Annotated in this window: 18 protein-coding genes and 4 pseudogenes; 10 read left to right on the top strand and 12 right to left on the bottom strand. The window is 72.3% G+C overall.

The window, feature by feature from the left end; translation table 11 throughout:
• Nucleotides 1–98: 98 nt before the first annotated feature.
• Both G3I77_RS18880 and G3I77_RS18875 read right to left on the bottom strand, forming a co-directional pair.
• The gene (locus tag G3I77_RS18880) at nucleotides 99–1,376 is read right to left on the bottom strand and encodes a GAF domain-containing protein (RefSeq protein WP_248505263.1); all 1,278 of its coding nucleotides are present in this window, start codon (nucleotides 1,374–1,376) and stop codon (nucleotides 99–101) included.
• Between the two features lie 263 nt (nucleotides 1,377–1,639).
• On the bottom strand, nucleotides 1,640–3,274 hold the full coding sequence (locus tag G3I77_RS18875) for an acyl-CoA dehydrogenase family protein (protein WP_248505260.1): 1,635 nt from the start codon (nucleotides 3,272–3,274) through the stop codon (nucleotides 1,640–1,642).
• A gap of 110 nt (nucleotides 3,275–3,384) precedes the next feature.
• Between G3I77_RS18875 and G3I77_RS18870 the strand changes: the two genes are divergently transcribed.
• Entirely contained in the window at nucleotides 3,385–4,566 is a 1,182-nt protein-coding gene (locus G3I77_RS18870; protein WP_248505258.1) for a YihY/virulence factor BrkB family protein, read from the top strand.
• A gap of 12 nt (nucleotides 4,567–4,578) precedes the next feature.
• On the opposite strand, the pseudogene G3I77_RS18865 reads toward G3I77_RS18870, so the two are convergent.
• Nucleotides 4,579–5,346: pseudogene (locus G3I77_RS18865) on the bottom strand (NmrA family transcriptional regulator).
• 142 nt (nucleotides 5,347–5,488) lie between these two features.
• On the opposite strand from G3I77_RS18865, the gene G3I77_RS18860 reads away from it, so the two are divergent.
• On the top strand, nucleotides 5,489–6,172 hold the full coding sequence (locus G3I77_RS18860) for a helix-turn-helix domain-containing protein (RefSeq protein ID WP_248505256.1): 684 nt from the start codon (nucleotides 5,489–5,491) through the stop codon (nucleotides 6,170–6,172).
• Here the strand turns inward: G3I77_RS18860 and G3I77_RS18855 are convergent.
• Nucleotides 6,158–6,556 (bottom strand): VOC family protein, encoded by a 399-nt coding sequence (locus tag G3I77_RS18855; protein WP_248505254.1) that lies wholly within the window; start codon nucleotides 6,554–6,556, stop codon nucleotides 6,158–6,160. The genes G3I77_RS18860 and G3I77_RS18855 overlap by 15 nt on opposite strands.
• A gap of 156 nt (nucleotides 6,557–6,712) precedes the next feature.
• Here G3I77_RS18855 and G3I77_RS18850 point away from each other — a divergent pair.
• A pseudogene (locus G3I77_RS18850) lies at nucleotides 6,713–6,850 on the top strand (ThuA domain-containing protein); the annotation flags it as partial.
• Between the two features lie 100 nt (nucleotides 6,851–6,950).
• On the opposite strand, the gene G3I77_RS18845 reads toward G3I77_RS18850, so the two are convergent.
• Nucleotides 6,951–7,994, bottom strand: a complete 1,044-nt coding sequence (locus G3I77_RS18845) for a LacI family DNA-binding transcriptional regulator (protein ID WP_248505252.1) — start codon at nucleotides 7,992–7,994, stop codon at nucleotides 6,951–6,953.
• A gap of 366 nt (nucleotides 7,995–8,360) precedes the next feature.
• Between G3I77_RS18845 and G3I77_RS18840 the strand changes: the two genes are divergently transcribed.
• Nucleotides 8,361–9,965 (top strand): carboxylesterase/lipase family protein, encoded by a 1,605-nt coding sequence (locus G3I77_RS18840; RefSeq protein WP_248505250.1) that lies wholly within the window; start codon nucleotides 8,361–8,363, stop codon nucleotides 9,963–9,965.
• A 143-nt stretch (nucleotides 9,966–10,108) separates the two neighbouring features.
• Here G3I77_RS18840 and mmuM read toward each other — a convergent pair whose 3' ends face one another.
• Nucleotides 10,109–11,020 (bottom strand): homocysteine S-methyltransferase, encoded by a 912-nt coding sequence (gene mmuM / locus G3I77_RS18835; protein WP_248505248.1) that lies wholly within the window; start codon nucleotides 11,018–11,020, stop codon nucleotides 10,109–10,111.
• A gap of 130 nt (nucleotides 11,021–11,150) precedes the next feature.
• On the opposite strand from mmuM, the gene G3I77_RS18830 reads away from it, so the two are divergent.
• Complete coding sequence (locus tag G3I77_RS18830; RefSeq protein WP_248505246.1) at nucleotides 11,151–12,545, top strand: amino acid permease; 1,395 nt, start codon at nucleotides 11,151–11,153, stop codon at nucleotides 12,543–12,545.
• 12 nt (nucleotides 12,546–12,557) lie between these two features.
• Here G3I77_RS18830 and G3I77_RS18825 read toward each other — a convergent pair whose 3' ends face one another.
• Nucleotides 12,558–13,073 carry a DinB family protein gene (locus G3I77_RS18825; protein ID WP_248505244.1) on the bottom strand — a complete coding sequence of 172 codons (516 nt, stop codon included), beginning with the start codon at nucleotides 13,071–13,073 and terminating at the stop codon, nucleotides 12,558–12,560.
• A gap of 159 nt (nucleotides 13,074–13,232) precedes the next feature.
• Between G3I77_RS18825 and G3I77_RS18820 the strand changes: the two are divergent.
• A pseudogene (locus G3I77_RS18820) lies at nucleotides 13,233–13,331 on the top strand (MOSC domain-containing protein); the annotation flags it as partial.
• Nucleotides 13,332–13,343: 12 nt separating this feature from the next.
• Here G3I77_RS18820 and G3I77_RS18815 read toward each other — a convergent pair.
• Nucleotides 13,344–15,434, bottom strand: coding sequence for an autotransporter (locus G3I77_RS18815; protein WP_248505242.1), 2,091 nt, complete (start codon nucleotides 15,432–15,434; stop codon nucleotides 13,344–13,346).
• A gap of 156 nt (nucleotides 15,435–15,590) precedes the next feature.
• On the opposite strand from G3I77_RS18815, the gene G3I77_RS18810 reads away from it, so the two are divergent.
• Together G3I77_RS18810 and G3I77_RS18805 are read left to right on the top strand one after the other, a co-directional pair.
• A complete protein-coding gene (locus G3I77_RS18810) occupies nucleotides 15,591–16,652 on the top strand; it encodes a hypothetical protein (RefSeq protein WP_248505240.1) in 1,062 nt (353 codons plus the stop codon).
• A gap of 114 nt (nucleotides 16,653–16,766) precedes the next feature.
• Nucleotides 16,767–17,156 carry an alpha/beta fold hydrolase gene (locus tag G3I77_RS18805; RefSeq protein ID WP_248505238.1) on the top strand — a complete coding sequence of 130 codons (390 nt, stop codon included), beginning with the start codon at nucleotides 16,767–16,769 and terminating at the stop codon, nucleotides 17,154–17,156.
• A gap of 73 nt (nucleotides 17,157–17,229) precedes the next feature.
• Here G3I77_RS18805 and G3I77_RS18800 read toward each other — a convergent pair.
• Nucleotides 17,230–17,406 (bottom strand): annotated as a pseudogene (locus tag G3I77_RS18800) (transposase); the annotation flags it as partial.
• Nucleotides 17,407–17,613: 207 nt separating this feature from the next.
• On the opposite strand from G3I77_RS18800, the gene G3I77_RS18795 reads away from it, so the two are divergent.
• Together G3I77_RS18795 and G3I77_RS18790 are read left to right on the top strand one after the other, a co-directional pair.
• Entirely contained in the window at nucleotides 17,614–18,306 is a 693-nt protein-coding gene (locus G3I77_RS18795; RefSeq protein ID WP_062926706.1) for a response regulator transcription factor, read from the top strand.
• Complete coding sequence (locus G3I77_RS18790; protein ID WP_248505236.1) at nucleotides 18,303–19,754, top strand: HAMP domain-containing sensor histidine kinase; 1,452 nt, start codon at nucleotides 18,303–18,305, stop codon at nucleotides 19,752–19,754. Before G3I77_RS18795 ends, G3I77_RS18790 begins: the two co-directional genes overlap by 4 nt.
• A 202-nt stretch (nucleotides 19,755–19,956) precedes the next feature.
• On the opposite strand, the gene G3I77_RS18785 is transcribed toward G3I77_RS18790, so the two are convergent.
• The 3 genes from G3I77_RS18785 to G3I77_RS18775 all read right to left on the bottom strand — a co-directional run bounded on the left by G3I77_RS18785 (nucleotide 19,957) and on the right by G3I77_RS18775 (nucleotide 24,375).
• Nucleotides 19,957–22,107 (bottom strand): MMPL family transporter, encoded by a 2,151-nt coding sequence (locus G3I77_RS18785; RefSeq protein WP_248505235.1) that lies wholly within the window; start codon nucleotides 22,105–22,107, stop codon nucleotides 19,957–19,959.
• Nucleotides 22,108–22,193: 86 nt separating this feature from the next.
• Nucleotides 22,194–22,427, bottom strand: coding sequence for a hypothetical protein (locus tag G3I77_RS18780; RefSeq protein ID WP_248505233.1), 234 nt, complete (start codon nucleotides 22,425–22,427; stop codon nucleotides 22,194–22,196).
• Between the two features lie 1,054 nt (nucleotides 22,428–23,481).
• Nucleotides 23,482–24,375, bottom strand: a complete 894-nt coding sequence (locus G3I77_RS18775; RefSeq protein ID WP_308311398.1) for a transposase family protein — start codon at nucleotides 24,373–24,375, stop codon at nucleotides 23,482–23,484.
• Nucleotide 24,376 lies beyond the last annotated feature (1 nt).

Genomic DNA, 24,376 nt, shown 5'->3' with positions numbered 1-24,376 from the left:
GGATGCTACGGCAGGTGAGCGGTGCGAGGGACGAAGACTCTGCAAATATGCGAAAGATGCACCCCTCGGGGCGGCTTGTACGGCACTCGGAGTGAACCTCAGGGTGCCGGTGCGGACCTGCGCTGCCTGCTCACCGCGGGTGCGGCCGAGTGCGGCAGCAGCTCCCGCGGGTCGTCCGGAAGCAGCACCTCGACTTCGGCGTCCTCGGCGAACCGGTACGGCCGGTGCTCCAGGAACGCCCCCAGATACCGCCGCACTCGCGACATCTCGGCACGCACCGTCACCGTGCGGGCCGGGTCCCCGAACACGTCCCCGGCCAGGCCCGAGGCGCTGCGGCCGGAGCGGTGGACGGCGAGGAGATACAGCAACTCCGCGTGCCGGGGGCTCAGTTCCCGGGTCCAGGAACCCGCCCCACCGAGCACCTCCACTGACCAGCGCCGCGCCTGTCTGAGGTCCAGCACGATCCTGGCCGGGCCGCGCGGCACCGGCTCGTCGTCGACCGCCCGCACCAGCCAGCCCCCGGCCAGCGGCTCCACCGAGCACAGCCCGAGCGCCGGCAGCCATCTCGGGTCCGCCGACAGCGACTTCGGCAGGGCCACACGCCGCACGTACGGCATGCCGCTGACCGCGGCGGTCCAGCCGTCCGGGTCGACGACCAGGGCACGGCCGCCGAGCCGGGCCAGCACCGGCGCCGCCACCGCGCGCAGCCGCTCCAGCGACTCCAGGTGCATCTCCCGCAGCCGGGCCTCGGCGAGCTTGGCCACCGAGCCGACCCAGGCGAGCGTGGCCGGATGCATCGTCTCCAGCGGCCCGCTGACATCGACCACGCCGAGCAGCCGGCCGTCCCGCGGATCGGTCAGGGGAGCGCCCGCACAGGTCCAGCCGGCCTGGGAGCGCACGAAATGCTCGGAGGCGAAGACCTGCACGGGCCGGCGCACCACCGCCGGGGTGCCCAGACCGTTCGTGCCGACGACGTCCTCACGCCAGTCCGCGCCGAGTTCGAAGCCGAGCCCGTCGGCCCTGCGCAGCACCGGCGGGCTGCCCTCGCGCCAGAGCACCCGGCCTTCCTCGTCGGCCACCACCATGATGTGGTGGGCGACGTCCGCGGCCGCCAGCAGCCCCTCCCGCAGCACCGGCAGCACATGGCGCAATACCGACGTCTCGCGCCGCCGCTGCACCTCCTCGCGGGACAGCGGATCGGCCCGGACGTCGTTCTCCGGGTCGACGCCGCCGCGCATCATCCGCTCCCAGGACCGCTCGATCACCGGACGCGGAGCCACCGGAGCGGGCTGCCCCGCCAGCCGGGCGGAGCGGACCTCGCTGAGGACCCGGGCCGCACGCGTGCTGTCGACGGCGGCCAAGTGCGTGACGTCCATACGCGTGCGCCCCCCGGAGTCGCTTTTGACTGTGCGTCTCATAGTGCCGCCTGCCCCAGGGGCGCGCGCACAGTCCGCGTACAGTCAGCAGCAAGTTGCAACCCCTTGCAACCCTGGTGGACAGCGCGGCCGTGTCTGAAACTTGAGCGGCGCCGTCCCGAGCGGCGTTCCGTGGCTCGAACGGGCCAGTGCGGCGGGGGTGGTGCCGTGTCGGCGCAGCACCACCCTCGCTTTTGCGCGCACACGAAGAGAAGCAGAGCGGATCAGGACACCGGCCGGGCCCGCTCCACCACCGACGCCAGGTCCAGCGTGTGCGGCAGCGTTCCGAACGCCGCGCCCGCGTCGCCGCCGAGCCGCCCCGCGCAGAAAGCGTCCGCGACCTGCGGTGGGGCGAAACGGACCAGCAGCGAGCCCTGGAGCACCAGCGCGATCCGCTCCGCCAGCCGGCGCGCCCGCCCCTCCACGCCCTCCAGGTCGGCGAGTTCGGTCAGGAGGTTCTTGATGGCGGCGTCGAGGCGGTGATCGGCACCGCGCGCCTGCCCGACCTCCCGCAGATACGCGTCCAGCGCGCCCGGCTCCCGCTGCAACGCCCGCAGCACGTCCAGCGCCTGGACGTTGCCCGCACCCTCCCAGACCGAGTTCAGCGGCGACTCGCGCACCAGCCGGGGCATGCCGGACTCCTCCACGTACCCGTTGCCGCCGAGGCACTCCGCCGCCTCCACGGCAACGGGCGGGCACCGCTTGGTCACCCAGTACTTGGCGGCCGGCACCGCGATCCGCAGCAGCGCCCGCTCCTGCTCGCCGCCCTCGTCACAGGCCGCCGCGAGCCGCAGCGCCAGGGTCGTCGCCGCCTCCGACTCGAGTGCGAGGTCGGCGAGGACGTTGCGCATCAGCGGCTTGTCGACGAGCTTCCCGCCGAACGCCTCGCGGTACGTGCAGTGGTGCACCGCCTGGGCCACGGCCTGCCGCATCAGCCCGGCCGAGCCGAGCACGCAGTCGAGCCTGGTCGCCGCGACCATCTCGATGATGGTGCGCACCCCGCGCCCCTCCTCGCCGACCCGGCGCGCCCAGGTCCCGTCGAACTCGACCTCGGCGGAGGCGTTCGACCGGTTGCCGAGCTTGTCCTTGAGCCGCTGGATCCGGAACACGTTGCGTGTGCCGTCCCGGAGCACCCGCGGCACCAGGAAGCAGGTCAGCCCGCCCGGCGCCTGGGCCAGCACCAGGAAGCCGTCGGACATGGGCGCCGAGCAGAACCACTTGTGCCCGGTCAGCTCGTACGTCCCGTCCTCGGCGAGGGGCCGCGCCGACGTGGTGTTCGCCCGGACGTCGCTGCCGCCCTGCTTCTCCGTCATGCCCATCCCGAACAGCGCCCCGGCCTTGAGGTGCGCGGGCCGCAGCTCACGGTCGTAGACCATGGACGTCAGCCGCGGCTCCCACTCGGCGGCCAGGTCCGGGTCGGTGCGCAGGGCCGGCACCGCCGCGTGCGTCATGGACAGCGGGCAGCCGTTGCCGGCCTCGACCTGCGTCCACACCAGGAACGCGGCGGCCCGCCGCAGATGTCCGGCCGGGCGGTCCCAGGCCGCCGTCAGACCGGCCGAGACGCCCTTGCCGAGCAGCCGGTGCCAGGAGGGGTGGAACTCGACCTCGTCGACGCGGTTGCCGTACCGGTCGTGGGTGAGCAGCCGCGGCGGGTTCTCGTTGGCCAGCCTCCCCCATTCCTGCACCTGGGCCGAGCCGGAGGTCCGGCCGAGTGCCGCCAGCTCGCCGAGGACCTCGTCGCGCAGTTCCGGTTCCAGATGCCGGTCGACCGCGGCGGCCAGGGCCCGGTCGGCGGAGAAGACGTCGTACCCGACCAGCGGCGGGACCTGGTTCGTCACGGTGTGGGTGCTGCCTGCCATGCTGCGAACGTACCCCGCGGTAGCACCTTGGTCACCAGCGTGGGCGGCCCGGTCCGCGAAGACCCGGCCTGTGGGTGAGTGGGGCCGGGCACGACGGATACCGTTAGGGGGTGCAGCCAGCAAGTGAAACCCCCGACACGCCCTCCGGGCGCCTCCACCGGGCGCGGGCCCTCTACCGGAACGTCTCCAAGCGCAGGACCGCCTGGCTGTTGGTCAAGGACACCGTCAACTCCTGCGTCGAGTACCGCATCCTGGGCCTCGCGGCAGAGGCCGCGTTCTTCACACTGCTGTCGGTGCCGCCGCTGCTGCTGAGCATGATCGGACTGCTCGGCTACGTCGACGCCTGGACCGGCGCCGACACCATCGAGAGCCTCCAGACCAACCTCCTGGAGGCCTCCCGCACGGTCCTGTCCGACCAGGGCGTCCGCGAGATCGCCCAGCCGATCCTGCACGACGTGATAAAGGGCGGCCGGCCCGACGTCATCTCCATCGGCTTCCTGTTCGCCCTCTGGTCGGGCTCCCGCGCGGTGAACGTCTTCATCGACACCATCACCGTGATGTACGGCCTCGACGGCGTCCGGGGCATCGTCAAGACCCGGCTGATGGCCTTCCTGCTGTTCATCGTGGCCCTGCTGATCGGCTCGGTCGCGCTGCCGCTGATGGTGGCCGGGCCGGACGCGGTGGTGCGGATCGTGCCGTGGTCGACGACGCTCGTGCAGGTCCTGTACTGGCCGGTGGTCATACTCCTGTCGATCGCCTTCCTGACGACGCTGTACCACGTGTCCGTCCCGGTCCGTTCCCCCTGGATCGAGGACGTGCCCGGCGCGCTGGTCGCCCTCGGCATGTGGGTGCTCGGCAGCTTCCTGCTGCGGATCTACCTGACCAGCACGGTCGAGGGCCCCACGATCTACGGCTCCCTCGCCGCGCCCGTCGCCGTGCTGCTGTGGATCGGTGTGTCCGCGTTCGCCGTGCTCGTCGGGGCCGCGGTCAACGCCGCCATCGACCGGGTCTGGCCGGCCGCCGCCACGGCCGCGGCCCGCGAGGCCAACGAGCGGCTGCGCCAGGCCCAGGTCGCCGAGTACGTCGCCCGCGCCACCGCCGAGGGCGAGGCCGACCCCGACATGCCCTCCGAGTTCCCGGAACGCTGGTCCCGCTTCCTGCCGCCGGAGGACGTGTCGGCCCGCCTGCGCACCCATGTGAAGAGCACCCATGTGAAGAACGCTCACGTGAAGAACGCCCATGTGAAGAGCACCCAGGTCAACGGGGAGGGGCAGCCGCCCGAGGACAAGTGAGGGGCGCCGGTCTCAGCCCTTCCAGCTCCCGGCCGCGGCCTCCTCGCGCACGAAGTCGCCGAAATCCCGGGGCGCACGGCCCAGGACCTCCCGCACACCGTCCGAGAGGTGCGCGTTGCGGCCGTCGAGGAGGGTGCCGAAGATCTCCGTCATGCTCGCCACCTCCCCGGGCGGCACACCGAAACCGGCCAGCGCCGCTCCGTAGTCCCGCGTCGAGACCGCCCGTACCGCAGCGGGCGCCCCGCCGCCCCCGCGATCTCCGCGACGGCCTCACCGAAGGTCAGCAGCCGCGTCCCGGAGAGGGTGAGGGTCCGCCCCACGTACCGCTCGCCGGACGTCAGCGCGGTCACCACCACGTCCGCGATGTCCCGCACGTAGGAACGGCTCCCGCACCCCGCCCGCCGGGAACACCAGCTCCCCGCGCTCCCACAGCTCCGCCACCAGCGGGCCCTCGCTGAAGTTCTGCGCGAACCAGGCGGCCCGTACGACCGTCCACTCCGCCCCCGAGGCGTGCAGCGCCGCCTCGGTCGGCAGCGCCTGGTCCTCGCCCCGCGCGGACAGCAGCACCAACCGCCGCACCCCGAGCCCGGCCGCCTCCCGCGCCGGGGCACCGACCGCCTCGGCGGCGCCCGGGGCGCCGACGTCCGAGGGATGGGCGAGGTAGGCCGCGTCGGCGCCGCGCAGGGTGTCCGCCCAGGTCGAGCCGTCCCACCAGTCGAAGCCCGACGCCCGCGACGCCGCCCGCACCGTGAGCCCGGCCGCCTCCGCGGCCCGCGCCACCCGGCTCCCGGTACGCGTTCAAGCGGGTGTACGGGGGTGAGCCCGGTGGAGTACCGGGGGCGGGTGGCGTAGCGGCACGCGCGACGTCAGTGCCACGGCCCGGCCGGGCCCGGCGTCCTTCCGGCGGCGTAGCCTGGCCCGTGTGTACGTGGAGCGGGCGTCGCGGCTGCCCGGGGCGGTCGTGTGGACGAGCACCCCGTCCGCGCCCGGGGTGGGGCGGGTCCTGCCCGACGGGTGCATGGATCTGCTGTGGCACGACGGGCGGCTGATGGTCGCCGGGCCCGACACCCGTGCGTACCTCCCGGACGGTGTGAGCGGCCCCTGGTCCGGGGTCCGCTTCTACCCGGGCACGGCCCCGGCGCTCCTGGGCGTGCCGGCGCACGAGTTGCGCGACCGGCGCGTCGAGCTCGCGGACCTGTGGCCGGCCTCGCGGGTGCGGCGGCTGGCCGGCCGTGTGAACGCGGCCCCCGACCCGGCGAGCGGCCTGGAGGACCTGGCGCTGCGGCAGGCGGCCGGTGCCGAACCCCCGGACCCGCTGCTCCGGCAGGTCGTCACCGCCCTCGACGCGGGCCGTCCGGTCGCCGTCACCGCCGACGAACTCGGCATCGGCGCCCGCCAGTTGCACCGCCGCTCGCTGTCCGCCTTCGGCTACGGCCCCAAGACCCTGGCCCGCATCCTGCGGCTGCACCGCGCCCTCGCGCTGGCCCGGGCCGGTGCGCCCTTCGCGGAGACGGCCGCCCGGGCCGGTTACGCCGACCAGGCCCATCTGGCCCGTGACGTAAGGGAGTTGTCGGGCCTGCCGCTGGGGGAGCTACTCGGCCCCTAGCGGGGCGAACAGGTCCACCCCGTTGCCGTCCGGGTCGTGCAGGATGGCGTACCGCTGCCCCCAGAAGGCGTCCCACGGCTTGAGCTCGCCGTGGTATCCGGAGCCGACCAGCTCCCCGTACAGCGCGTCCACCTCCTCCGGCCCGTCGCACCGCAGGGCCAGCGAGGCCCGGCCCCCGCCCGCGGGCGGCTGCCACTCGGGCAGGAAGGAGCGGACCGTCTCCTCGGTGTCGAGCAACAGCCTTAGCCCGCCGGGCAGTTCGGCCTCCGTGTGCGGCTGGTTCTCGGCGCCGTCCGGGAAGGCGAACCCGAGCCGGCGGTAGAACGCGACGGAGGCGGCCATGTCGGAGACGACCAGGCCGATGGCATCGAATCGTGCAGTCATGGAGCCACCGTAGGCCGACCCGCGACGCCCGGTCTTGAAGAAAACGGACGCCCCGTGCCGGACGCCCCGCGGTGGCCGTTCGGCCGCGCCGGGCCCGAAAATTTCGGTCGCCGCGGCAGCCTGCCGGCGGCCCCGGATCTCCTGGGTTCGCATGCCATGGCACCCCGACTGCTCGTCCACACCCGCACCACCGGCTACCGCCACGACTCCATCCCGGCCGGCATCGCCGCCCTGCGCAGCTTCGGGGACTTCGAGGTGCCCGCCAGCGAGGACCCGGCGGCCCCCGAACAGCCCCAAGGGGTGTGCGGCAGACACCCGCACGACCACGCGCCGAGGCCCGACCGCTGCGGCGGCGGCCGGGAGTACGTCCCGGGCCGTCGGCCGGGAGTACCTCCTAGGCGCGCGGCGCCGCCGTACTCGCCCGTTCCACCAGCCGCGTCGACAACTCCGTCCGCGTGCTCTCCGGGTGATGGCCGTCCATCATGCGCAGCAGCGACCGCAGGGCCGTCGCGGCCATCTCGGACAGCGGCTGGCGGACGGTGGTCAGGCCGGGGGAGGCCCAGCGGGCCTCGGGCAGGTCGTCGAAGCCGACCACACTGATGTCGTCCGGTACCCTCAACCCCCTTTCGGCCAGGGCCTCGTAGACACCCAGCGCCATCCGGTCCGAGCAGACGAAGACGGCGGTCGGCGGCTCGGGCAGGTCGAGGAGTTCCCGCATGCGGCGGTGGGCCACGCCCTCGTCGAAACCGGCGTGCCGGACGTACTCGGCGCGGTGCCGGACCCCGGCCGACGCGAGCGCCGAGCGGTACCCGGCGACCCGCGCACTGCTGCACATCGTGCGCCGGGAACCGGCGATGACGGCGACCCGCTCGTGCCCGAGCGACAGCAGATGCTCCGTGGCCGTCAGACCGCCCTGCCAGTTCGACGCTCCCACCGACACCACGCCCTCCGGCGGTTCCTGCACCGGGTCGATCATCACGAACGGGATGCGGTGCTGCTCCAGCCACGCGTACTGCGAGTCGCTGAGCTCGGCCAGGTTGAAGAGGACCCCGGAGGAGCCCCGCGCGACCAGCTTGTCCAGCCAGCCGCGCTCCGGGCGGCCGACCCGGGAGCGGATCAGCGCCGCCGACACCACCACCTCCAGACCCGCGTCGTGCGCCGCCTCCTCCACCCCGTGCAGCACCGCGCCCGACCAGGAGCTCTCCAGCGAGTGCACGACCAGATCGACCAGCCGGGGCGGCTTGGCCGCGTCGAAGCGGGGTCTGCGCACGTATCCGAGCCGGTCGAGGGCCTCGGTCACGCGGCGGCGGGTCTCGGGTGCCACGTCCTCGCGGCCGTTGACCACCTTCGACGCGGTCGGCACCGACACCCCCGCCTCGCGCGCCACGACCGCCAGCGTCGGACCGGCGGCCACGCTCGCACTCGCCGTACGGACCATCGGGAACCCACCTCTCCGGCCCGCCCGGGAGCCGTGGAAAGTTTCGACCAGCGCTGCACACGGCGGTCACGAGGTCCGGCCGGGCAGAAAGCGCTTCCTACTGTAGGTGCGGCGCAGGACGTCGGGAAGACACCTGAATTCACTGCTTCACGCCGGTCAAAACTTTCGAAACGCCGAACAGCGCCCTCAGTCAGGTGTGAAGTAGCCGTGCACACCGAGTCGCTGTGCACGCACAGCGACCGTGTACGCACAGTGACCGTGTACGCCGAACAGCCCTCACGCCCGCTCGTGCACCGGAATACCGGGCCACAATGAGTTGCTCTGATCTTCACGGTGCACGAGCGCGGTGAGGAGGCTGGTGGACGTATGACGGCAGACCAGGCGGACCCCGTGGTGAGCACGCCCTGTGGTGCTCTGCGGGGCCGGTACGAGCGGGGAGTCGCGGTCTTCCGCGGTATCCCGTACGCAGCCCCTCCCTTCGGCCCCCGCCGCTTCCGCCCGCCCGTGCCCCTGCCCCCCTGGGACGGTGTCCGCGATGCCGCCACCTTCGGCCCCACGGCGCCGAAACCGCCGTACTCCGACGCCTTCGCCCCCTACCTGTCCGACCCGGTCGTGCCCGGTGACGACTGCCTCAACCTCAACGTCTGGACCCCGCAGCCCGACCCCCGAGCCCGCCTCCCCGTCCTCGTCTGGCTCCACGGCGGCGCCCTGACCAGGGGGTCTTCGGCCGTACCGGTCTACGACGGTCATGCCTTCGCCCGCGACGGCGTGGTCTGTGTCTCCATCAACTACCGGCTGGGCGTCGAGGGCTACGGACTGTTCCCGGACACGCCCCCCAACCCCGGCCTGCGCGACCAGATCGCCGCCCTGACCTGGGTGCACGAGGCCATCGAGGCGTTCGGCGGCGACCCCGGCCGCATCACGCTCTTCGGCCAGTCCGCCGGGGCGATCAGCATCGGCGCCCTCATCGCCGCCCCGCAGACCCAGGGGCTGGTCCGCCGGGCCGTTCTGCAGAGCGGGCCGCCCGAGGCGTCCGAGCGGGCCAAGGTACGGCGGATGGTCCGCCGTATGGCCTCCCGGCTGAAGATCCCCGCCACCGCCGAGGCATTCGCCGCCGTGGACCGCGATCTGCTGCTGCGCACCCAGGCCGAAGTGGGGAAACTGAGCAGCCCGGTGGTCGGCGGCCCCGCCTTCGGGATCGTCACAGACGGTGACGTCGTCCCCCGTGACCCCCTGGAGGCCCTCACGGACGGCGGCGCGGCCCCCGGCGTCGAGCTGCTGCTGGGCTGGACCCGCGACGAGCACCGGCTGTGGCTGGTGCCCGGCGGCCTTCTGGAGCGCGTCGACCGCCTCGGAGCCGTCGCCCTCGCCGGTGCCATGGCCCGCTGCCACTGCGGCAGCGAGGTCCCGCGCGGCTATCGCACGCTGCACCCCGAGGCCGGCGCGGCGGAGATCGTCGGCCAGCTCGTCACCGACCACCTGCTCCGTATCCCCCTGCACCGCCTGGCCGACGCCCGCACGGAACCTTCGTACGTCTACGAGTTCGCCTGGCCCTCGAACCTGCCCGACCTCGGTGCCTGCCACGCGCTGGAGCTGGGCTTCGTCTTCGACACCGGGGAGGTCGCGGAGTCCCGGAAGCTGGCGGGGGAGGGCGCGCCGCGGGAACTGGCGGACGCCATGCACGCGGCCTGGGTGCGGTTCGCGACGGACGGCGACCCGGGCTGGGAACGCTGGGACGACACGCACCCGGTGCGGGTGTTCGGGGACCGCGCACCCGACGCCGAGGACGGCACGGCCTACACCGCCTACGGCCCCCGGGACCGCGAACTCGCCCTCTGGAAGGCCGACGCCCTCAGGCCCCCGGAACCCACACCCCCCGCGATCCCGGCCGACGTGTCGCCCGCCCGCGGTACGGAACTGCGGTCGGCCGTACGGCGACTCCGCCGCTCGGGCGCCCTCCGACGCCGCTGACGGCGCCCACACCGGCGAGCGGGCCGCGCACGAGCGGCCGGCGCGACCGGGGCCGGCCCACCGAGTCCCTCACCACCACGTGGGTGCCGGGATGTCGTCGAAGGTGTGCGCGCACCGCTGGGGCAGCGCGGGGTGCCGTCGCGCTACGCCGCCCTCAGCGTCCCCGCGATGCCCGAGATGCCGTCCGGCCCCACCCGGCAGCAGCCGCCGATCAGCCGGGCCCCCGCCTGCTGCCAGCCCTTCACCTGGCCGACGGTGAAGGTCGAGCGGCCGGCCCAGGCGCGTGCCTCGGCGTCCCAGGTCTCGCCGCTGTTGGGATAGACGACGACCGGCTTGCCGGTGACCCGCGCCGCCGTCGCGGCCGCGGCGTCCACCTCCTCCGGCGCACAGCAGTTCACCCCGACCGCGATCACCTCGTCCGCCTCGGCGGCCAGGGCGAAGGCCTCCTCCAGCGGCTGCCCGGCGCGCGTGCGGCCACCGGCGACGGAGTACGTCAGCCAGGCCGGCACCCCGAGCCCGCGCACCGCCCGTAGCAGGGCCGTGGCCTCGTCGGCGTCCGGGACCGTCTCCAGCGCGAGGACGTCGGGGCGGGCCGCGGCCAGCACCTCCAGGCGCGGTCGGTGGAAATGCTCCAGCTCGTCCACGCTCAGCCCGTAGCGCCCCCGGTACTCCGAACCGTCCGCGAGCATCGCCCCGTACGGACCGGCCGAGGCCGCCACCCACAGGGGCCGCGAGACGCGCGCCCGCCGGGCCGCTTCCCGGGCCGACTCCACGCTCAGTGCCATGAGTTCGGCCGCCCGGTCGTGGTCGATCCCGCGCTTGGCGAACCCCTCGAACGTGGCCTGGTAGCTGGAGGTGATCGCCACGTCCGCACCCGCCCGGAAGTAGGCGAGGTGCGCCTCGGTCACCGCCTCCGGCTGTTCGGCGAGCAGCCGCGCCGACCACAGCTCGTCGCTCAGGTCGTGCCCGGCCGACTCGAGCTGGTTGGACATGCCGCCGTCGAGGACGACCGTCCCTGCGGCGAGGGCTTCGGCGAGGGTGAGGGTGCTGGTCATGCCGACGACGGTAGTCGAGAACAGGCGGTGAACCCCAGCCGGTTGTGTCCAGTGTATGAACAGGTCGACCAGCATGTGGGACGACGGGTTACGATCACGGCCCTCCCCCCTCCGCTCGTCAGGAACGCCCATGACCGTCCCCAGCTCCGCCGAGGCCGCCGAGCCCGCCGGATCCGGAACCGCAGAGCCGGGCGAGGCCGCCACCCCGGCCCCCGCTCCCCGTCGCACCTTCGGCCTCGCCGCCGCCACGGCCCTCGTCATGGGCAACATCATCGGCGGCGGCATCTTCGCCCTGCCCGCCACCGTCGCCCCGTACGGCACGATCAGCCTGCTCGCCTTCCTCGTGCTCTCGGTCGGGGCCGTCCTGCTCGCGCTGCTCTTCGGCAGGCTGGCGCGGCGCAGCCCGGTCACCGGCGGTCTGTACGTCTACCCGCGCGACGCCTTCGGCGAGTTCGCCGGGTTCCTGTCGGCCTGGTCCTACTGGACGATGTGCTGGGTCAGCATCGCCGCCCTGGCCGTCGCGGTCGTCGGCTACGTCGACGTCCTGATACCCCTGCACGGCAACCACGCCCTCCAGGCAGCCGTCGCCATGGCCGCCCTCTGGCTCCCCGCGGCGGCGAACTTCGCGGGCACCCGGTGGGTCGGCGCGGTGCAGGTCGTCTCCACGGTCCTGAAGTTCGTACCGCTGCTCCTGCTCGCCACGGTCGGCCTGTTCTTCGTCGACGCGGACAACTTCGGCCCGTTCAACGCCTCCGGCGAGAGCGTCTCCGGCGCGCTCGCCGCCTCCGCCGCGCTGCTGCTGTACAGCTTCCTCGGGGTCGAGTCGGCCGCGGTCAGCGCGGGCGAGGTCCGCGACCCCGAGCGCACGGTCGGCCGGGCGAGCGTCCTCGGCACGCTGGCCTCCGCCCTCGTCTACGTCCTCGGCACGATCGCCGTCTTCGGACTGGTCCCGCACAGCGAACTCGTCGACTCCGGCGCCCCGTTCGCCGATGCCGTCAACGCCATCACCGGTGGCGGCTGGGGCGGCATCGCCATCGCCCTGGTCGCCGTCGCCTCGATCACCGGCTGCCTCAACGGCTGGATCCTCATGGCCGCGCAGATGCCGTACGCCGCCGCCCGCGACGGCCTCTTCCCCGCGCCCTTCGCCCGCGTCGGCAAGGGCGGCGTCCCCGGCTTCGGGGTGTGGGCCTGCGCGGTCCTCGGCAGCCTCCTCATCGCCCTCAACTACACGGCCGGCCCGGACACCACGTTCCGCGTCCTCGTCCTGATCACGACGTTCACCGGCTGCGTGCCCTACCTGCTGTCGGCGGCGGCCCAGCTGTACTGGCTGGCCCGCGGCACCCGCGACCGCGTTCGCCCCGCGGGCCTGATCCGCGACCTGATCGTCGCCGTCCTCTCCTTCGGCTTCTCCTTCTGGCTGATCGCCGGTGCCGGGTACGCGGCCGTCTACCAGGGGGTGCTGTTCCTGTTCGCCGGGATCCCGGTGTACGTGTGGCTGCGGGGGCGGCGGGAGGCGGCCGCCTGAAGCGTGTTGCAGCTAGACGCCGGTCTGTCCGTCGACGAGTTCACGTACGACATCGAGGTGACCGTTGTGGCGGGAAATCTCCTCGATGAGGTGGAGGACCACCCAGCGCAGGTCCACGTGGCGGCCGTCGCCGAGAGGTCGCTCGGCCGTTGAGTTCAGGTCGCGCTCGGCCACCAGGCGGCGGTAGCGGGCGCTCTGTTCCTCGTACTCGGCGAGAAGCCGGGGCAACGGGATGTCGACGGCCGTCCGCATCTCGGGATCGGGGTCGTCGTCGGTCGCCGCCGTGAGCGGCCCCTCGGGCTCCTCGCCGAGAAACATCACCTGGACCCAGTGATGCTCGACCCATCGCAGGTGGCTGATCAGCCCGCATATCGTCATCAACGGTGAATTCGGGAGCGGTGCCTTGCGGGCATCTTCCTCGGACACGCCCTCACACTTGGCTCGCGCCGTGTCGCGGGCGTAATCCAGAAAGGTGGCCAGCTGCGTACGTTCGTCCCACGCGGGGGGTGTATCGGTTCGCTGTGTCATCGCGGGTGACGTTCCCACAGTTCGCATGCGGTGTCGCGTGTTTTGGCGTCACTGATGCCGGCGCGGGCGGACGAGAAGCCGGTGGCCTACGGTGGCGAGGGCACCGTCGCGGCCGAACTCCGTTACCGGGAACGGAGCCTGGCCCTGGCGTACCTGGCCGGCGTCGGTTTCGGGACGAAGTACCCGGTACTTCGTCCCGGCAAGGTGGCTGTGGGGGACGAGGTGGACGTCACGGTGTGGGGCGAGTCCGAGCTGTGAGCACCGGGCCGGTCACTGCCGCGCGCGGCCCGCATGCCGCCCGCCCCGGCGACCGCCCCGGCCCCGGCGCGTCGCCACCGGTATCGCGAGGCTGATGACCAGGGCGGCGCCGAGGGCGTAGGGCCACCAGCCGAAGCCGGCCCGGGTAGAGGCGCCGGCGCTGTGGGGGGTTGCGGCGGATGGTGCGGAGGTCGTGGGGGACGGGCTGGGAGCCCTGTCGGGCGTGAGGACGACGTCGTTGCCGTCGCCGCCCCGGTAGCTGATGCGGTATGTGGTGTCGGCCCGCTTCAGGCGGGCGCCCTCCTTGAGGCCGGTGAAGGTTCCCGAGGTCCTCGCCTCGCCCCTGTGGTCGAGCACGGTGATCTCGCGAGTGGCCCCGGGCGCGGCCGAGACATCGAGGTCCCCGGCCAGCCGGACCGGCCCCGTCACCGTCAGCGGTTTGTCCCGTAGGACCAGTGAGCCCTTCGGACTCTGGGTGTAGGGGCCGTTGACGGTGAGGCCCGTTGTGACCGTGCCCGCGTTGGTGACCGCGCCCCGTACCGTGCCCTTGCCGGTCAGCGTCGTTGTCACGCGCAGGCCCGACCCGCTCGCGTCCAGCCTGGCCCCGGCCGAGGTGAGCCGGATCGACCGGCTGTGGGCGAGGGTGGCTCCGCCGCGCAGCGCGAGCGTGCCCCGGGAGACCGTGGTCGTCCCGGTGTACGTCACCGCCCCGCCCGCCAGGGTCGTCGTGGCGGCGCCCGACTGTGTGAGGGAGCCGCTGCCGTCGATGCGGGAGAGCGTGAGGGGTCTGCTGGTGTTGCGCAGGATCAGGGAGCCGTCGTTGACGAGCCGGTCGTGGGTGCCGCCCGTGTACAGGTCGCCGTCGCCGCCCCGTTCGCCGCTGCCCAGGCGCAGGACCGCGCCCTTCTCCACTGTCGTGGAGCCGTCGTAGTACTGCACGGCCGCGAAGGTCACGTCGTTGCCGGGGGTGCCCGCGATGACGACGTCGCCGGCGCCGGGGGCCGACAGGGTGTCGTGGAATCTGCCGCCGCCGATGGGGGCGCCGAGCGTCACCGGGCCGTTGTAGTCGAGGGTCAGCCGGGAGCGCGAGCGGGCCGCCAGCAGGTTGATGTAGACCGTCTCCGCCGTGCCCGGCATGAAGATCCTGTCGGTCGTGCCGTCGCCCCACCGGACGTTCGCGCCCTTGATGTTGGTGCCGCGCTTGTTGACGTTCTTGCGGGCGGGCGTCCAGTTGAGGGCCGGGTCGCTGAGCGACGGGTCCGTGTCGCCGCCCTGGTCCGACCAGCTGTACTGGCCGGTCAGGACCACCTTGCCGCCCGGCCGGGACTGGACGTTGATGTCGCTGCCGTACTCCCGCTGGTAGAAGTCCATGCCCATCGTGACGGTCCGGCCCAGCGGGGTGTCGACCGTCCAGGTGCCCTGGTTGAGGATCTTGCGGACGCGCGGGAGCGAGGTCGCGTACTCGGGCCGCCCGGCGTTCGCCTGCGTGCCGTTGTCGATCACCCCGGAGAAGGAGTGGGTGCCGGAGAGGTCCCACGTGCCCCAGAGGAACCTGGGCTGCGTGATCAGGCCCGAGCCGCTGATCGTGCCCAGGTTGTAGGCGCTCTTGAGGGAGAGGCGCAGCGTGCCGTCGACCCGGATGTTGTCCTGGTTGAGGCGGAACGCCGGGGTGTTGTACGGGAAGTGGCCGATCAGGCCCGTCGTGCCTCCGTCGCCGTACTGGAGCGTCGCGCCGCGCTCGACCGTGACCGCAGGAGGATCGGGCCGGGTGACGGTGACGTACGGGTGGTTGCCGCCCGCCGTCCGCACCCGCTGCCCCTGCCGGGACCGGGGGAGTGTGAAGTCGCTGTCCTCGGTCAGGACCAGCGTCCCGCTGCCGCGCACCGTGAGCGTGCCCTCGCCGCGGAACACGCCGTCGTACGTCGTCGTCCCGGGCGGCACGGTGACGGCCGTGTCGCCGGTGAGCGTCACGTCCCGGTCGGCCAGCACGTCGGCGGTGACGTCCCGGGCGCCCGCGGCGACCGCCGGGGGAGCGGCGAGCAGGGAGGCGACCACCGCGAGGACTCCGGCGGCCGCTGCTGTGGTGTGGGTGAGGCTGCGCACGAGAGGGGAGACGCGGGCGGCGGGCGGCCGATAACAGAAAGTCGGCGATTGCCGGTCCGGTGCCGACGCCACGGCGGGCGAAAAGCGGTTGGCGGTCCGCCACGGTGTCGTCATAATCCCCGTGGCTGTGGCCCAGGGGATCAGGGGGGCAGGTAGGTGGCGGTGTTCGCGTGCGCGCGGTGCGGCGCCGAGCTGACCGCTCCCGTCTCGCGGGTGGCGCTTCCCGTCCACGCCCATCAACGGCACGGCCATGAACTGCTCCCCGCCCTGATGGAACCGGGCACGTACGCCGTCGACTCCGAGCCCTTCGGGCCGCCCTGGCGGTCATGGAGCGAGGCCGGGACGGACGAGGCGGCGGCCCGGGGCGTGTTCGCGCCCGTTCCCGCCCTGTCCTTCGGGCCGTCGGGCGCGGTCGTCGTCACGCCGGGGGACGTCCGCGGCACCGTCCTGATCCTCGAGCGATGCGACGGCTACTGCCTCGGGCTGGACGGGCGGGACGGCCCCAATCTGGCCTGCGCCCGGTGCGGGCGGGCGGTGGCGACCCGCATCGACGACTGCACGTTCTGGCAGGCGGTGTGGCTCGCCCCGGACGCGGTACAGATCCTCACCGCCGACCGTCCCGCCGGACCGGCGAACTGGGAGACGCTGACGCAGGAGTACGAGGCCACCCCGCCCGTCGAGCCGTGCGGGGCGTGGGATCCTCGCTGGGAGGCGGCCGCAGGGGCGGCGCTCGCCCATCTGCTGGCCGTCTCGAGGGGTGCGCCGGTGGACGTCCCCGACGGCCTCCTCGCCGATACGTTCCGCCGCGTGCTGGACCTCCTCCTCCCACCGGGACGTGCCCCGAGGAAGTCGGCCGCCCTGGCGGGGCCGGGCCTGCCCACCCCTGACCCCGTCCCCGACATCGCCCTGGTCCCCCGGCACCCGCGCACCGGAGAGGTGTGGCAGCCACCGCCCGGCATCGCGCACTCCGTGCCGCTGGCCGCCGACGTGTGGCTCCAACTGGCCCGGCACGAGGTGCAGTTGCCCGTCCCCATGACCGGCGGCCTGCCCGACGGAGTCCTGCGCGACGACCCCCTGCCGCTCCGCCCGCACAGCCTGTTCCGGCCCGACCCGCACATCTTCCTCCACACCCTGGCCCGGTTGCCCGCCGTCCGCGAGCCGTGGCTGCGCGACATCCACGAGCGGGTGAGCGAGAACCCGTACCGCCGCCCCTTCTAATACTGCAACCGCTGTCCTGCGAGGTCTCTTCCGGTCCGGCCTGGGGTAGGCACCCTCTGCGACCGCAACGCAGGTTCTCCTTGCGGGAACACGGACAGTGGCGAGGAGGCAAGAGTGGGAGGCCGCGTCGGGGTGGTCTTCGTCCACGGGTTTCTGTCGGGCCCGCAAACGTGGGACGACTTCGCCCGGCGGATCGCCGAGGACGAGGAGCTGCGGTTCGCGGCAGAACTGCGCTTCAAGTACGCCTCCCCCAAGGTGTCCCTGCGCCCGTGGCGCCGGGTGCCCGACTACGACGACATCGCCGAGGGCCTGAAGGTCTACCTGGAGGTGGAGGGCGGGGAGTTCTCCCAGCTGGTGCTGGTCTCCCACAGCCAGGGTGGGCTGGTCGTCCAGCGGAATCTGGCCCGGATGCTGAGCGAGGGCAGATCGGAAGATCCGAAAAGGACTCGTAATCCGTCGGCCGCGGGTTCGAGTCCCACCCGCCCCACCTGTGCAGGTCTGTGACCTGCGGAAACGTTCCTCGTGAGGTGTCGGACCGTCAACTCTCGCTCAACGGACTGAATCCGCTGCTCGCGAGCCACTGGCAGCCGGTGCGGCCCTGGTAGAGGAGCGCGTTGACGATCTCCCGCATCTCGTACCGGCCCTGGTGGCCGCCGATCGAGGGGTGTGCGGCCTTCCATGCGGTGATCACCGACTTGATCAGCGCCCACTGCCCGTCGGACAGGTCGGTCTTGTAGGGCTTGCGCTCACTCAGGTGTCCAGTCCAGCACGCCCGAGCCCGCCGACCGGCTGAGATGCCGCAGTCCCACACGTTCAGGCGACGACCAATCACCTACCGGATCTCATACCGCCCTCTTAGGTATCCGTAAGAGCGCGGTCCCCAGCGACGCTCTAATCCTGACCTCAGGTTGATCGGGGACAATGAGCGGAAAAAACATCGACTGGAAGGGGGCGGGCCGGCGTGCGGATCATGATCGCGGATGATGAAGCGGCCATCCGTGAGTCGCTGGAGCGGGTGCTCCAGGTCGAGGGTTACGACACCAGCACCGTCGCCAACGGTCTCGCCGTGCTCGACGGGGTCGGTGGGGCCGACGGCGACACGCTGGATCTGCTGATCCTCGACGTGATGATGCCCCGCCTCGGCGGGTTGGAGACCTGCCGGCGGTTGCGGGCCGCGGGTCGGGATCTGCCCGTGCTGATGCTGACCGCCCGTGACCAGGTCTCCGACCGGGTCACGGGGCTGGACGCGGGCGCCGACGACTACCTGCCCAAGCCGTTCGCCACCGAGGAGTTACTGGCCCGGGTGCGGGCCCTGCTACGCCGGCGCACGCCGACCGACGGGGAGTCGCAGATCCTGTCGTTCGCCGACGTCCGGCTCGATCCCGACAGGTTCCAGGCGTGGCGGGGCGGGCGGCCGCTGCGCCTGACCCGGACCGAGTTCTCCCTCCTGCAGGTCCTCATGAGCAACGCGACCCGGGTCCTGACCCGCGACGCGCTGTTCGAGGCGATCTGGGGCTTCGACATGAGCGCCACCGCCAACAACCTCCAGGTATACGTGAGCTACCTGCGCCGCAAGATGGAGGCCGAGGGTGAGCCGCGATTGATCTACACGCTGCGCGGCCTGGGATACACGTTGCGGGAGACTCCTCCGTGAGCAGGCCCGCCGGCCGGGAACCGCGCCGGCTGACCCGATGGTGGCGCCGGCGGTCCCTGCGGACCCGGCTGACGGTGATCGCGGCGACGGCCATCGCGGTCAGCGTGTTCGTGGCCTTCCAGGTGGCCAGCGAACTACTGGACTGGGAGCTGCGGGACACCGCCGAGAATCAGCTACGCGCCGACTCCCGCGTCCTGGCGACGAACGCGCAGCGCGCCGGTCTGGCGCAGGTCCAGCTACCGCCGTATCCCGGAACCGGTCGGCTGGTGCGGGTCATCCTGCCCGACGGCTCGACCCGGACGCCGGCCGGCCAACCCGCGCTGCCCCCCGTCAGCGAGCACGCGGGGCGCGTGGCGCAGGGCGCGTCGGCCGACCTGATGGAGTCCAACGACAGCGACGAGGACGGCTACCTCATCTACACGCTGCGGGCAGGCGACGGCGCGGTCCAGGTGGCCCAGGTCGCCGACGACAGCCCGATCAACCAGTTCGGGTTCGGCATGCTGCTGATCGGGCTGCTCTGCGTGGTCGGCGGCACCCTTGTCGGGCGGACCGTGGCGCGGACCGGGCTGGCACCGATCGACCGGCTCACCGCCGCCGCGGTACGTGTCGCGCACACCCGGGATCTCGACGCCGACATCCCGGATGAGGGCGGCGGGGAGATCCGGCGGCTGATCCAGTCGATCAACGACATGCTCGCCGCACTCCGGGACTCCCGGCGGGCCCAGCGACTGCTCGCCGAGGACGCCGCCCACGAGCTCAAGACCCCGCTCACCAGCCTGCGCCTCAACGTCGAGCTGCTGATCCGGCTCGATCGGCGCGGCACCCTGGACAGCGCACTGCCCGCGGAGAGCCGGACCCGGCTGCTCAACGATCTCGGCGCCCAGGTGGCCGAGTTGAGCACCCTTGCCGCCGAGCTGACCGACCTGGCGCGCGGTGACGTCAGTGACGAGAACACCGAGCTGCTCGACCTCGCCGACGTGGTGGCGGCCGCCGCGACCCGGGCACGTTCCCGCGTGCCCGACATCGAGGTCGCGCTCGACGTGACCTCCGTGTGGGTGAGCGGGCGTCCCGCTGCGCTCGAGCGGGCGGTGCTCAACCTCATCGACAACGCCGGCAAGTGGTCCCCCGCGGACCAGCCGGTCCAGGTCCGGCTCCGTGCCGAGAGCGCGTCGGCGGTGCTCGAGGTCGACGACGCCGGGCCGGGCATCGACGTCGCCGACGTACCGCGGGTGTTCGACCGGTTCTACCGTGCCGACAGCGCCCGGGCGTTGCCGGGATCCGGTCTGGGGCTGTCGATCGTGCAGCGGGTCGTCGACGCCCACGGCGGCCGGGCCACCGTCGCCCGCTCCGCACGCGGTGGCGCGCTGCTTCGGGTCGACCTTCCGGCCACGGCCCCGCCCGCCCCGATCGCGCGGCTCACCGCCGGGGAGGACACCGCGGCGTGCTGACCCGCCCTGCGACGCGGCGCAGGACAAGGGACGGCGGCCCTCGGGCATGGCCCCGCGCGGCTCGCCGTCGGGGCAGGACACCGCGATGCGCCGACCCCGGCCCGGCGCGTGGCGCAGGACCAAAGGGCGGCGACCGTCGGGTCCATGAAAAAAATCCGGGACGGGCCTGGGCCCGTCCCGGATCTCGTCCGTGCCGCCGCGCTCACCGTTGCAGCGCGGGCTCCTCGTCGTCGGCGAGCGGCTGTTGACCGTCCGGCAGCTCCGCCGCTGGACGGGACAGCCGGCTCGGCCACCACATCCGCCGGCCGATCAGCAAGGTGAGGGCGGGCACCAGGACCGACCGCACCAGCAGGGCGTCGAGCAGCACGCCGAAGGCCACCAGGAACCCGACCTCGATCAGCATCACCAGCGGAAGTGTGGCGAGGACCGCGAACGTGGCCGCCAGGACCAGGCCTGCCGAGGTGATGACGCCGCCGGTAGCCGAGAGGGCTTTGAGCATGCCCTCTCTGGTGCCGAGACGCACGGTCTCCTCCCGGGCCCGGCTGGCCAGGAAGATGTTGTAGTCGACGCCGAGTGCCACCAGGAACAGGAATGCCAGCAGCGGCACCGAATAGTCGATCCCCTTGAACCCGAGGATCGTGTCGAAGACGAACACGCTGCCGCCGAAGGCTGCGGCGAACGAGACGATCACGGTGGCCATCAGAACCAGCGGGGCCAGGATCGCGCGCAGCAGCAGCCCGAGGATGATCAGGACGACGACGAGCACCAGCGGGATCACCAGCTTCTCGTCGCGGCTGGTGGTCACCTCGGTGTCGAGGTTCTCCGCACTCGGCCCGCCGACGATCGCCTCCGCCCCGCTCACCGCGTGCACGGCGGTGCGCACCCGCTTGATCGTGTCGTATTCTGCGACAGTGTCCGGCGCGTCCTTCGGGAACACGGAGATGTTGGCCCAGCCACCGCTGGTCTGCTCTGGGATGGCCAGGGCCACACCGCGAGTGTCCTTGACGATGTCGAGCACCCGCTCCTGGTGCGCCGGCCGCGTGAAGATCGTCATCGGCTGGCCGCCGAGCTCCGGGAAGTGCTGGCGGAGAACGGTGAAGCCGGTGACCGACTCCGGCGCCGACAGGAACTGGTCCTGCTCCCGCAGGGCGCCGGTGTTGCCCGCCAGCCCGATGGCGAGCACGCCGAGGACTCCGAGCGAGCCGAGCGTCGCCACCCACCGGCGGCGACTGATGGCGGTGCCGAGCCGTCCCCACAGCCCCGGCTTCTCCTCCACGGCCGTGCTGAACCTCGGGATGGCCGGCCAGAAGATCCGCCTGCCGAGCACCACGAGCACCGCCGGGAACAGCGTCAGCATGGCCACCAGCGCGCACAGGATGCCGGCCGCACCGATCGGGCCCAACCCGCTGGTGCTGTTCAGGTCCGCGACAAGCAGGCAGAGCAGGCCGGCGACCACGGTGGCCGCGGACGCGACGATGGCCGGCGCCGCGCCGCGTAACGCGTGGACCATCGCGACCCGGACGTTCTCATGGTGGTGCAGTGCCTCCCGATATCGGGCGATGAGTAGCAGCGCGTAGTCCGTGCCGACGCCGAATACCAGGATCGTCAGCAGCGCCGAGTTCTGGTCGTTGACCACGATGCCGAAGCCCTTGACGAGCAGGTAGACGGTCCCCATCGCGGTCAGTGCGGCCGCGCCGACGGCCACCAGCGGGATGATCCACAACACCGGGCTGCGGTAGGTGAGGATGAGCAGGAGCGTGACGACGATGATGGTGGTGAGGAGAACCTGCACGTCGATGCCGTCGAAGACGGCGTCCATGTCGCCGTCGATCGCGCCCGGGCCGGTCACGTCGAGTTCCAGGCCGGAGGGGCGGTCCTTCGCGGCGTCACGCAACGGGCCGACGATGTCCTCCGGTGCGCCGTAGGCCGTGCCTACCTCAAGGGTGAACATCATCGCCTTGCGATCGGTGGAGAGGCTCGTCGGTGAGCCCTCGTCGTCCTCGCCGGCCGACGCCGTCGCCTTCGGCGGGTACCGCTTGGCAAGGGTGTTGTAGTGGCGCTCGACCGTCGCGCGGTCGGCGTCGGTCATGCCGTCGGCGCGGTGGTACACGAAGACGAAGGTGTTGTTGTCGCCGCCGGGGAGACTGTCGTCCAGCACCGCCACCTTGGTGGACTCGGCACCGGCCGGCAGGGTGTCTACGGCACTGTCGGTGGTGACCGAGCTCAACTTTCCGCTCAATGGCACCATGCCCGCCGCCAGCACCAGCCACAAGCCAATCACTAACCACGGCACCCACCGGCCTGCCAACCGACCGGCCGGCGCTTCCCCGGACGGCGCTGTGTTGACTGCCATCACTAGCCTCCTACATACGGGTTGCATCGCTTGTCTGGACGCCTACTTCGTACCGAGCGAACCTTGGACGACTGTTAAAGCGGTGCTCAGGCCGGTTGGCCGAACCATGTGCCCAGCGCACGCACCAGCGTGGTGGCGTCGAGGTTCCGCCCGGTAGGCAAGGCCCAGGCGACACGGCCGTCGGGCCGGATGAGCAACGTGTCGACGTCCACCCGGTCCGTGCGGGCGGTGACGGTGTTGACCCGTCCGGTCCACGCGGCCGCGGTGTCGCGGACCTCCGCGCGGTCGGACGAGGTCGAGCAGGAGCCCACGACCCTCACGCAGCAGGCCCGCCGACCGGGCCACCGCGGTGACCCACCGCGACGGTGCGCGGGTCTTCGCCGGTTCGCACTCAACCGGGTCCAACACCCTCGGCTTCGCCGACGTGTTCATGGGCACCCCCGCGTGTGCGTCGCGGCAAGCTGCCGCACGTCGACCGCCGGCAGCCCACGATCGCCGCCCTGACCGCGCTGCCGGACGGCCACCGCGTCGGCCTGTGGCGGAGCGAGGGGCCGGGCACCTGGCTGGGGCGCGGGCGGCGACCGCGCGGCCACCAGCGTCGCGGCGGCGTCCGGCCGGTTTGCGAGCGTCAATCTCAGTTCTCCCTTTAATCACTACCCGCGAGTAACAAGCGAGTCGCCATGTGTGCTTACATCTTCTTCACGCGATATGCGGGGGAAGCGCAGCATGTGTCCGAGGTGTGGGAATCCTCGGTGCCGGGCCCGTCCTCGTTGCCCCTCCTCGCGGTGTCACAGACGACCGACCAACCGCGAAAAGCAATGAAGCACCGCCTCACTCTCAGACTGGCCGCCCTGACCACGGCCCTCTCGGTCCTGCTGACCGGCGGAGCGACCGCCGCCTCGGCGGCGACCGGGGCATCGGCGAAGAAGTCGATGACCGCTTGCGACAACACGCCCCTGGATAAGCGGCTGACGTGTCTCGCGAAGCTCGGCCGCGTCTCCATCTACGGGATTCCGGTGCTGCTGATCGTGGCGCACGGCACGCACGCCGCCACGAACGAACACCGGGACGACGCGTTCTTGAAGGCCGACATCGAAAGGCACATCAACCAGTACGCGGACCTCCTCTCAGCAAGGCACGCCTCACATCGAGCGACAACCTGTCGCCGCGGGCCAAAGCAGAAATCAAGAAGCTGGAGGACCAGGCTGAGAAGCAACTGCGCGAGATCACCCTGGAGGTCGGACACGGCATCGAGACGGCCGTTGCCCTCGGCCGCGCCGTCTACTACGGCATCATCGCGATCAACGCCATCGCCGACTTCATCACGGACCCCGAACTAAACAAGGCCCTTGACGACATCATCAAGGGGTTCGATCAGCCCTGCCGGACGAGCACCAGTTCGGTGCTGGTCTTGCGGTGGGTCGCCCGCCGGGCGGAGCGGTCGGAGACCAGTCCGGCGATCGCGAGGTGGGTGTCCGCGTAGGTCTCGCGGCGACCGGTGAACCGCTGCAGCGGGCGCCACTGCTTGTACTCTGCGTTTGTGTGCTCTACGCAAATCCGAGCGGAGGACTGGCGGCGCCGCTGCTCGCGCCAGGCGTGGTGCTCGCCCAGCGGCGCGTCATCCTTCGGCTTCTTCGGCGGGGAGCCGACCTGGGCGGGGAACTCCTTGGCCAGACCCCGGTAGCCCTCGTCGGCCTCGGCCCTCACCTTCGGGTGCCAGCGGAACTGCTCGGCGATGCCCTCGGTGCGCACGGCGGTCTGGTCGTGCATTCGGCCTGGCCTGATCACCCCGCTGAACAGGGTCCGTCCCTGGGCGTCGCTGAACATGGTGGTCTTGATGGTGTTCCGGCTTTTCTTGCCGGACACGAAGGCCTTGCGGCCGGGGCGGCCCGCGCGCGGGCGCCGGACCTGCACCTCGATCCCGTTGATCCGCAGGTCCACGCCTTCCGCGTGGGCATAGGCGAACAGACCCTCCAGCGTGCGCACCCGCAGCCCGGGACGGTCGGGGACGGCGAAGCCGTGAGCAGCCAGCACGGGGCGGACCTCACGGATCGCTCCGGACACGGTGGAGCGATCCACCCTGTACAGCTCCGCCAGCGCGGCGTGCGGCAGCCCCAGCCGCAGGTGCACCAGTGTGACCAGGAGCCGGTCGATGAACACCGATCGTTGCTTGGGGCCTGCTCCGGCGGCCCGTCGCCGGACTCCGCCGCGCCGTTCGTGGAGTGCCGACTCCCGGGCTTCCCACTTCGGGGCGAGTTCTTCGAGCAAC

This window comes from Streptomyces sp. D2-8 (assembly GCF_023184515.1).
Lineage (GTDB): Bacteria > Actinomycetota > Actinomycetes > Streptomycetales > Streptomycetaceae > Streptomyces.
Note: the sequence above shows the minus strand (reverse complement) of the source record. Positions and strands in the feature narration are given on the sequence as shown.

Excerpts from the sequence above, each read along its gene's own strand:
- G3I77_RS18880 (WP_248505263.1), bottom strand. The coding sequence starts at position 1,376 with ATGGACGTCACGCACTTGGCCGCCGTCGACAGCACGCGTGCGGCCCGG.
- G3I77_RS18875 (WP_248505260.1), bottom strand. The coding sequence starts at position 3,274 with ATGGCAGGCAGCACCCACACCGTGACGAACCAGGTCCCGCCGCTGGTC.
- G3I77_RS18855 (WP_248505254.1), bottom strand. The coding sequence starts at position 6,556 with ATGACTGCACGATTCGATGCCATCGGCCTGGTCGTCTCCGACATGGCC.
- G3I77_RS18845 (WP_248505252.1), bottom strand. The coding sequence starts at position 7,994 with ATGGTCCGTACGGCGAGTGCGAGCGTGGCCGCCGGTCCGACGCTGGCG.
- G3I77_RS18840 (WP_248505250.1), top strand. The coding sequence starts at position 8,361 with ATGACGGCAGACCAGGCGGACCCCGTGGTGAGCACGCCCTGTGGTGCT.
- mmuM (WP_248505248.1), bottom strand. The coding sequence starts at position 11,020 with ATGACCAGCACCCTCACCCTCGCCGAAGCCCTCGCCGCAGGGACGGTC.
- G3I77_RS18830 (WP_248505246.1), top strand. The coding sequence starts at position 11,151 with ATGACCGTCCCCAGCTCCGCCGAGGCCGCCGAGCCCGCCGGATCCGGA.
- G3I77_RS18825 (WP_248505244.1), bottom strand. The coding sequence starts at position 13,073 with ATGACACAGCGAACCGATACACCCCCCGCGTGGGACGAACGTACGCAG.
- G3I77_RS18785 (WP_248505235.1), bottom strand. The coding sequence starts at position 22,107 with ATGGCAGTCAACACAGCGCCGTCCGGGGAAGCGCCGGCCGGTCGGTTG.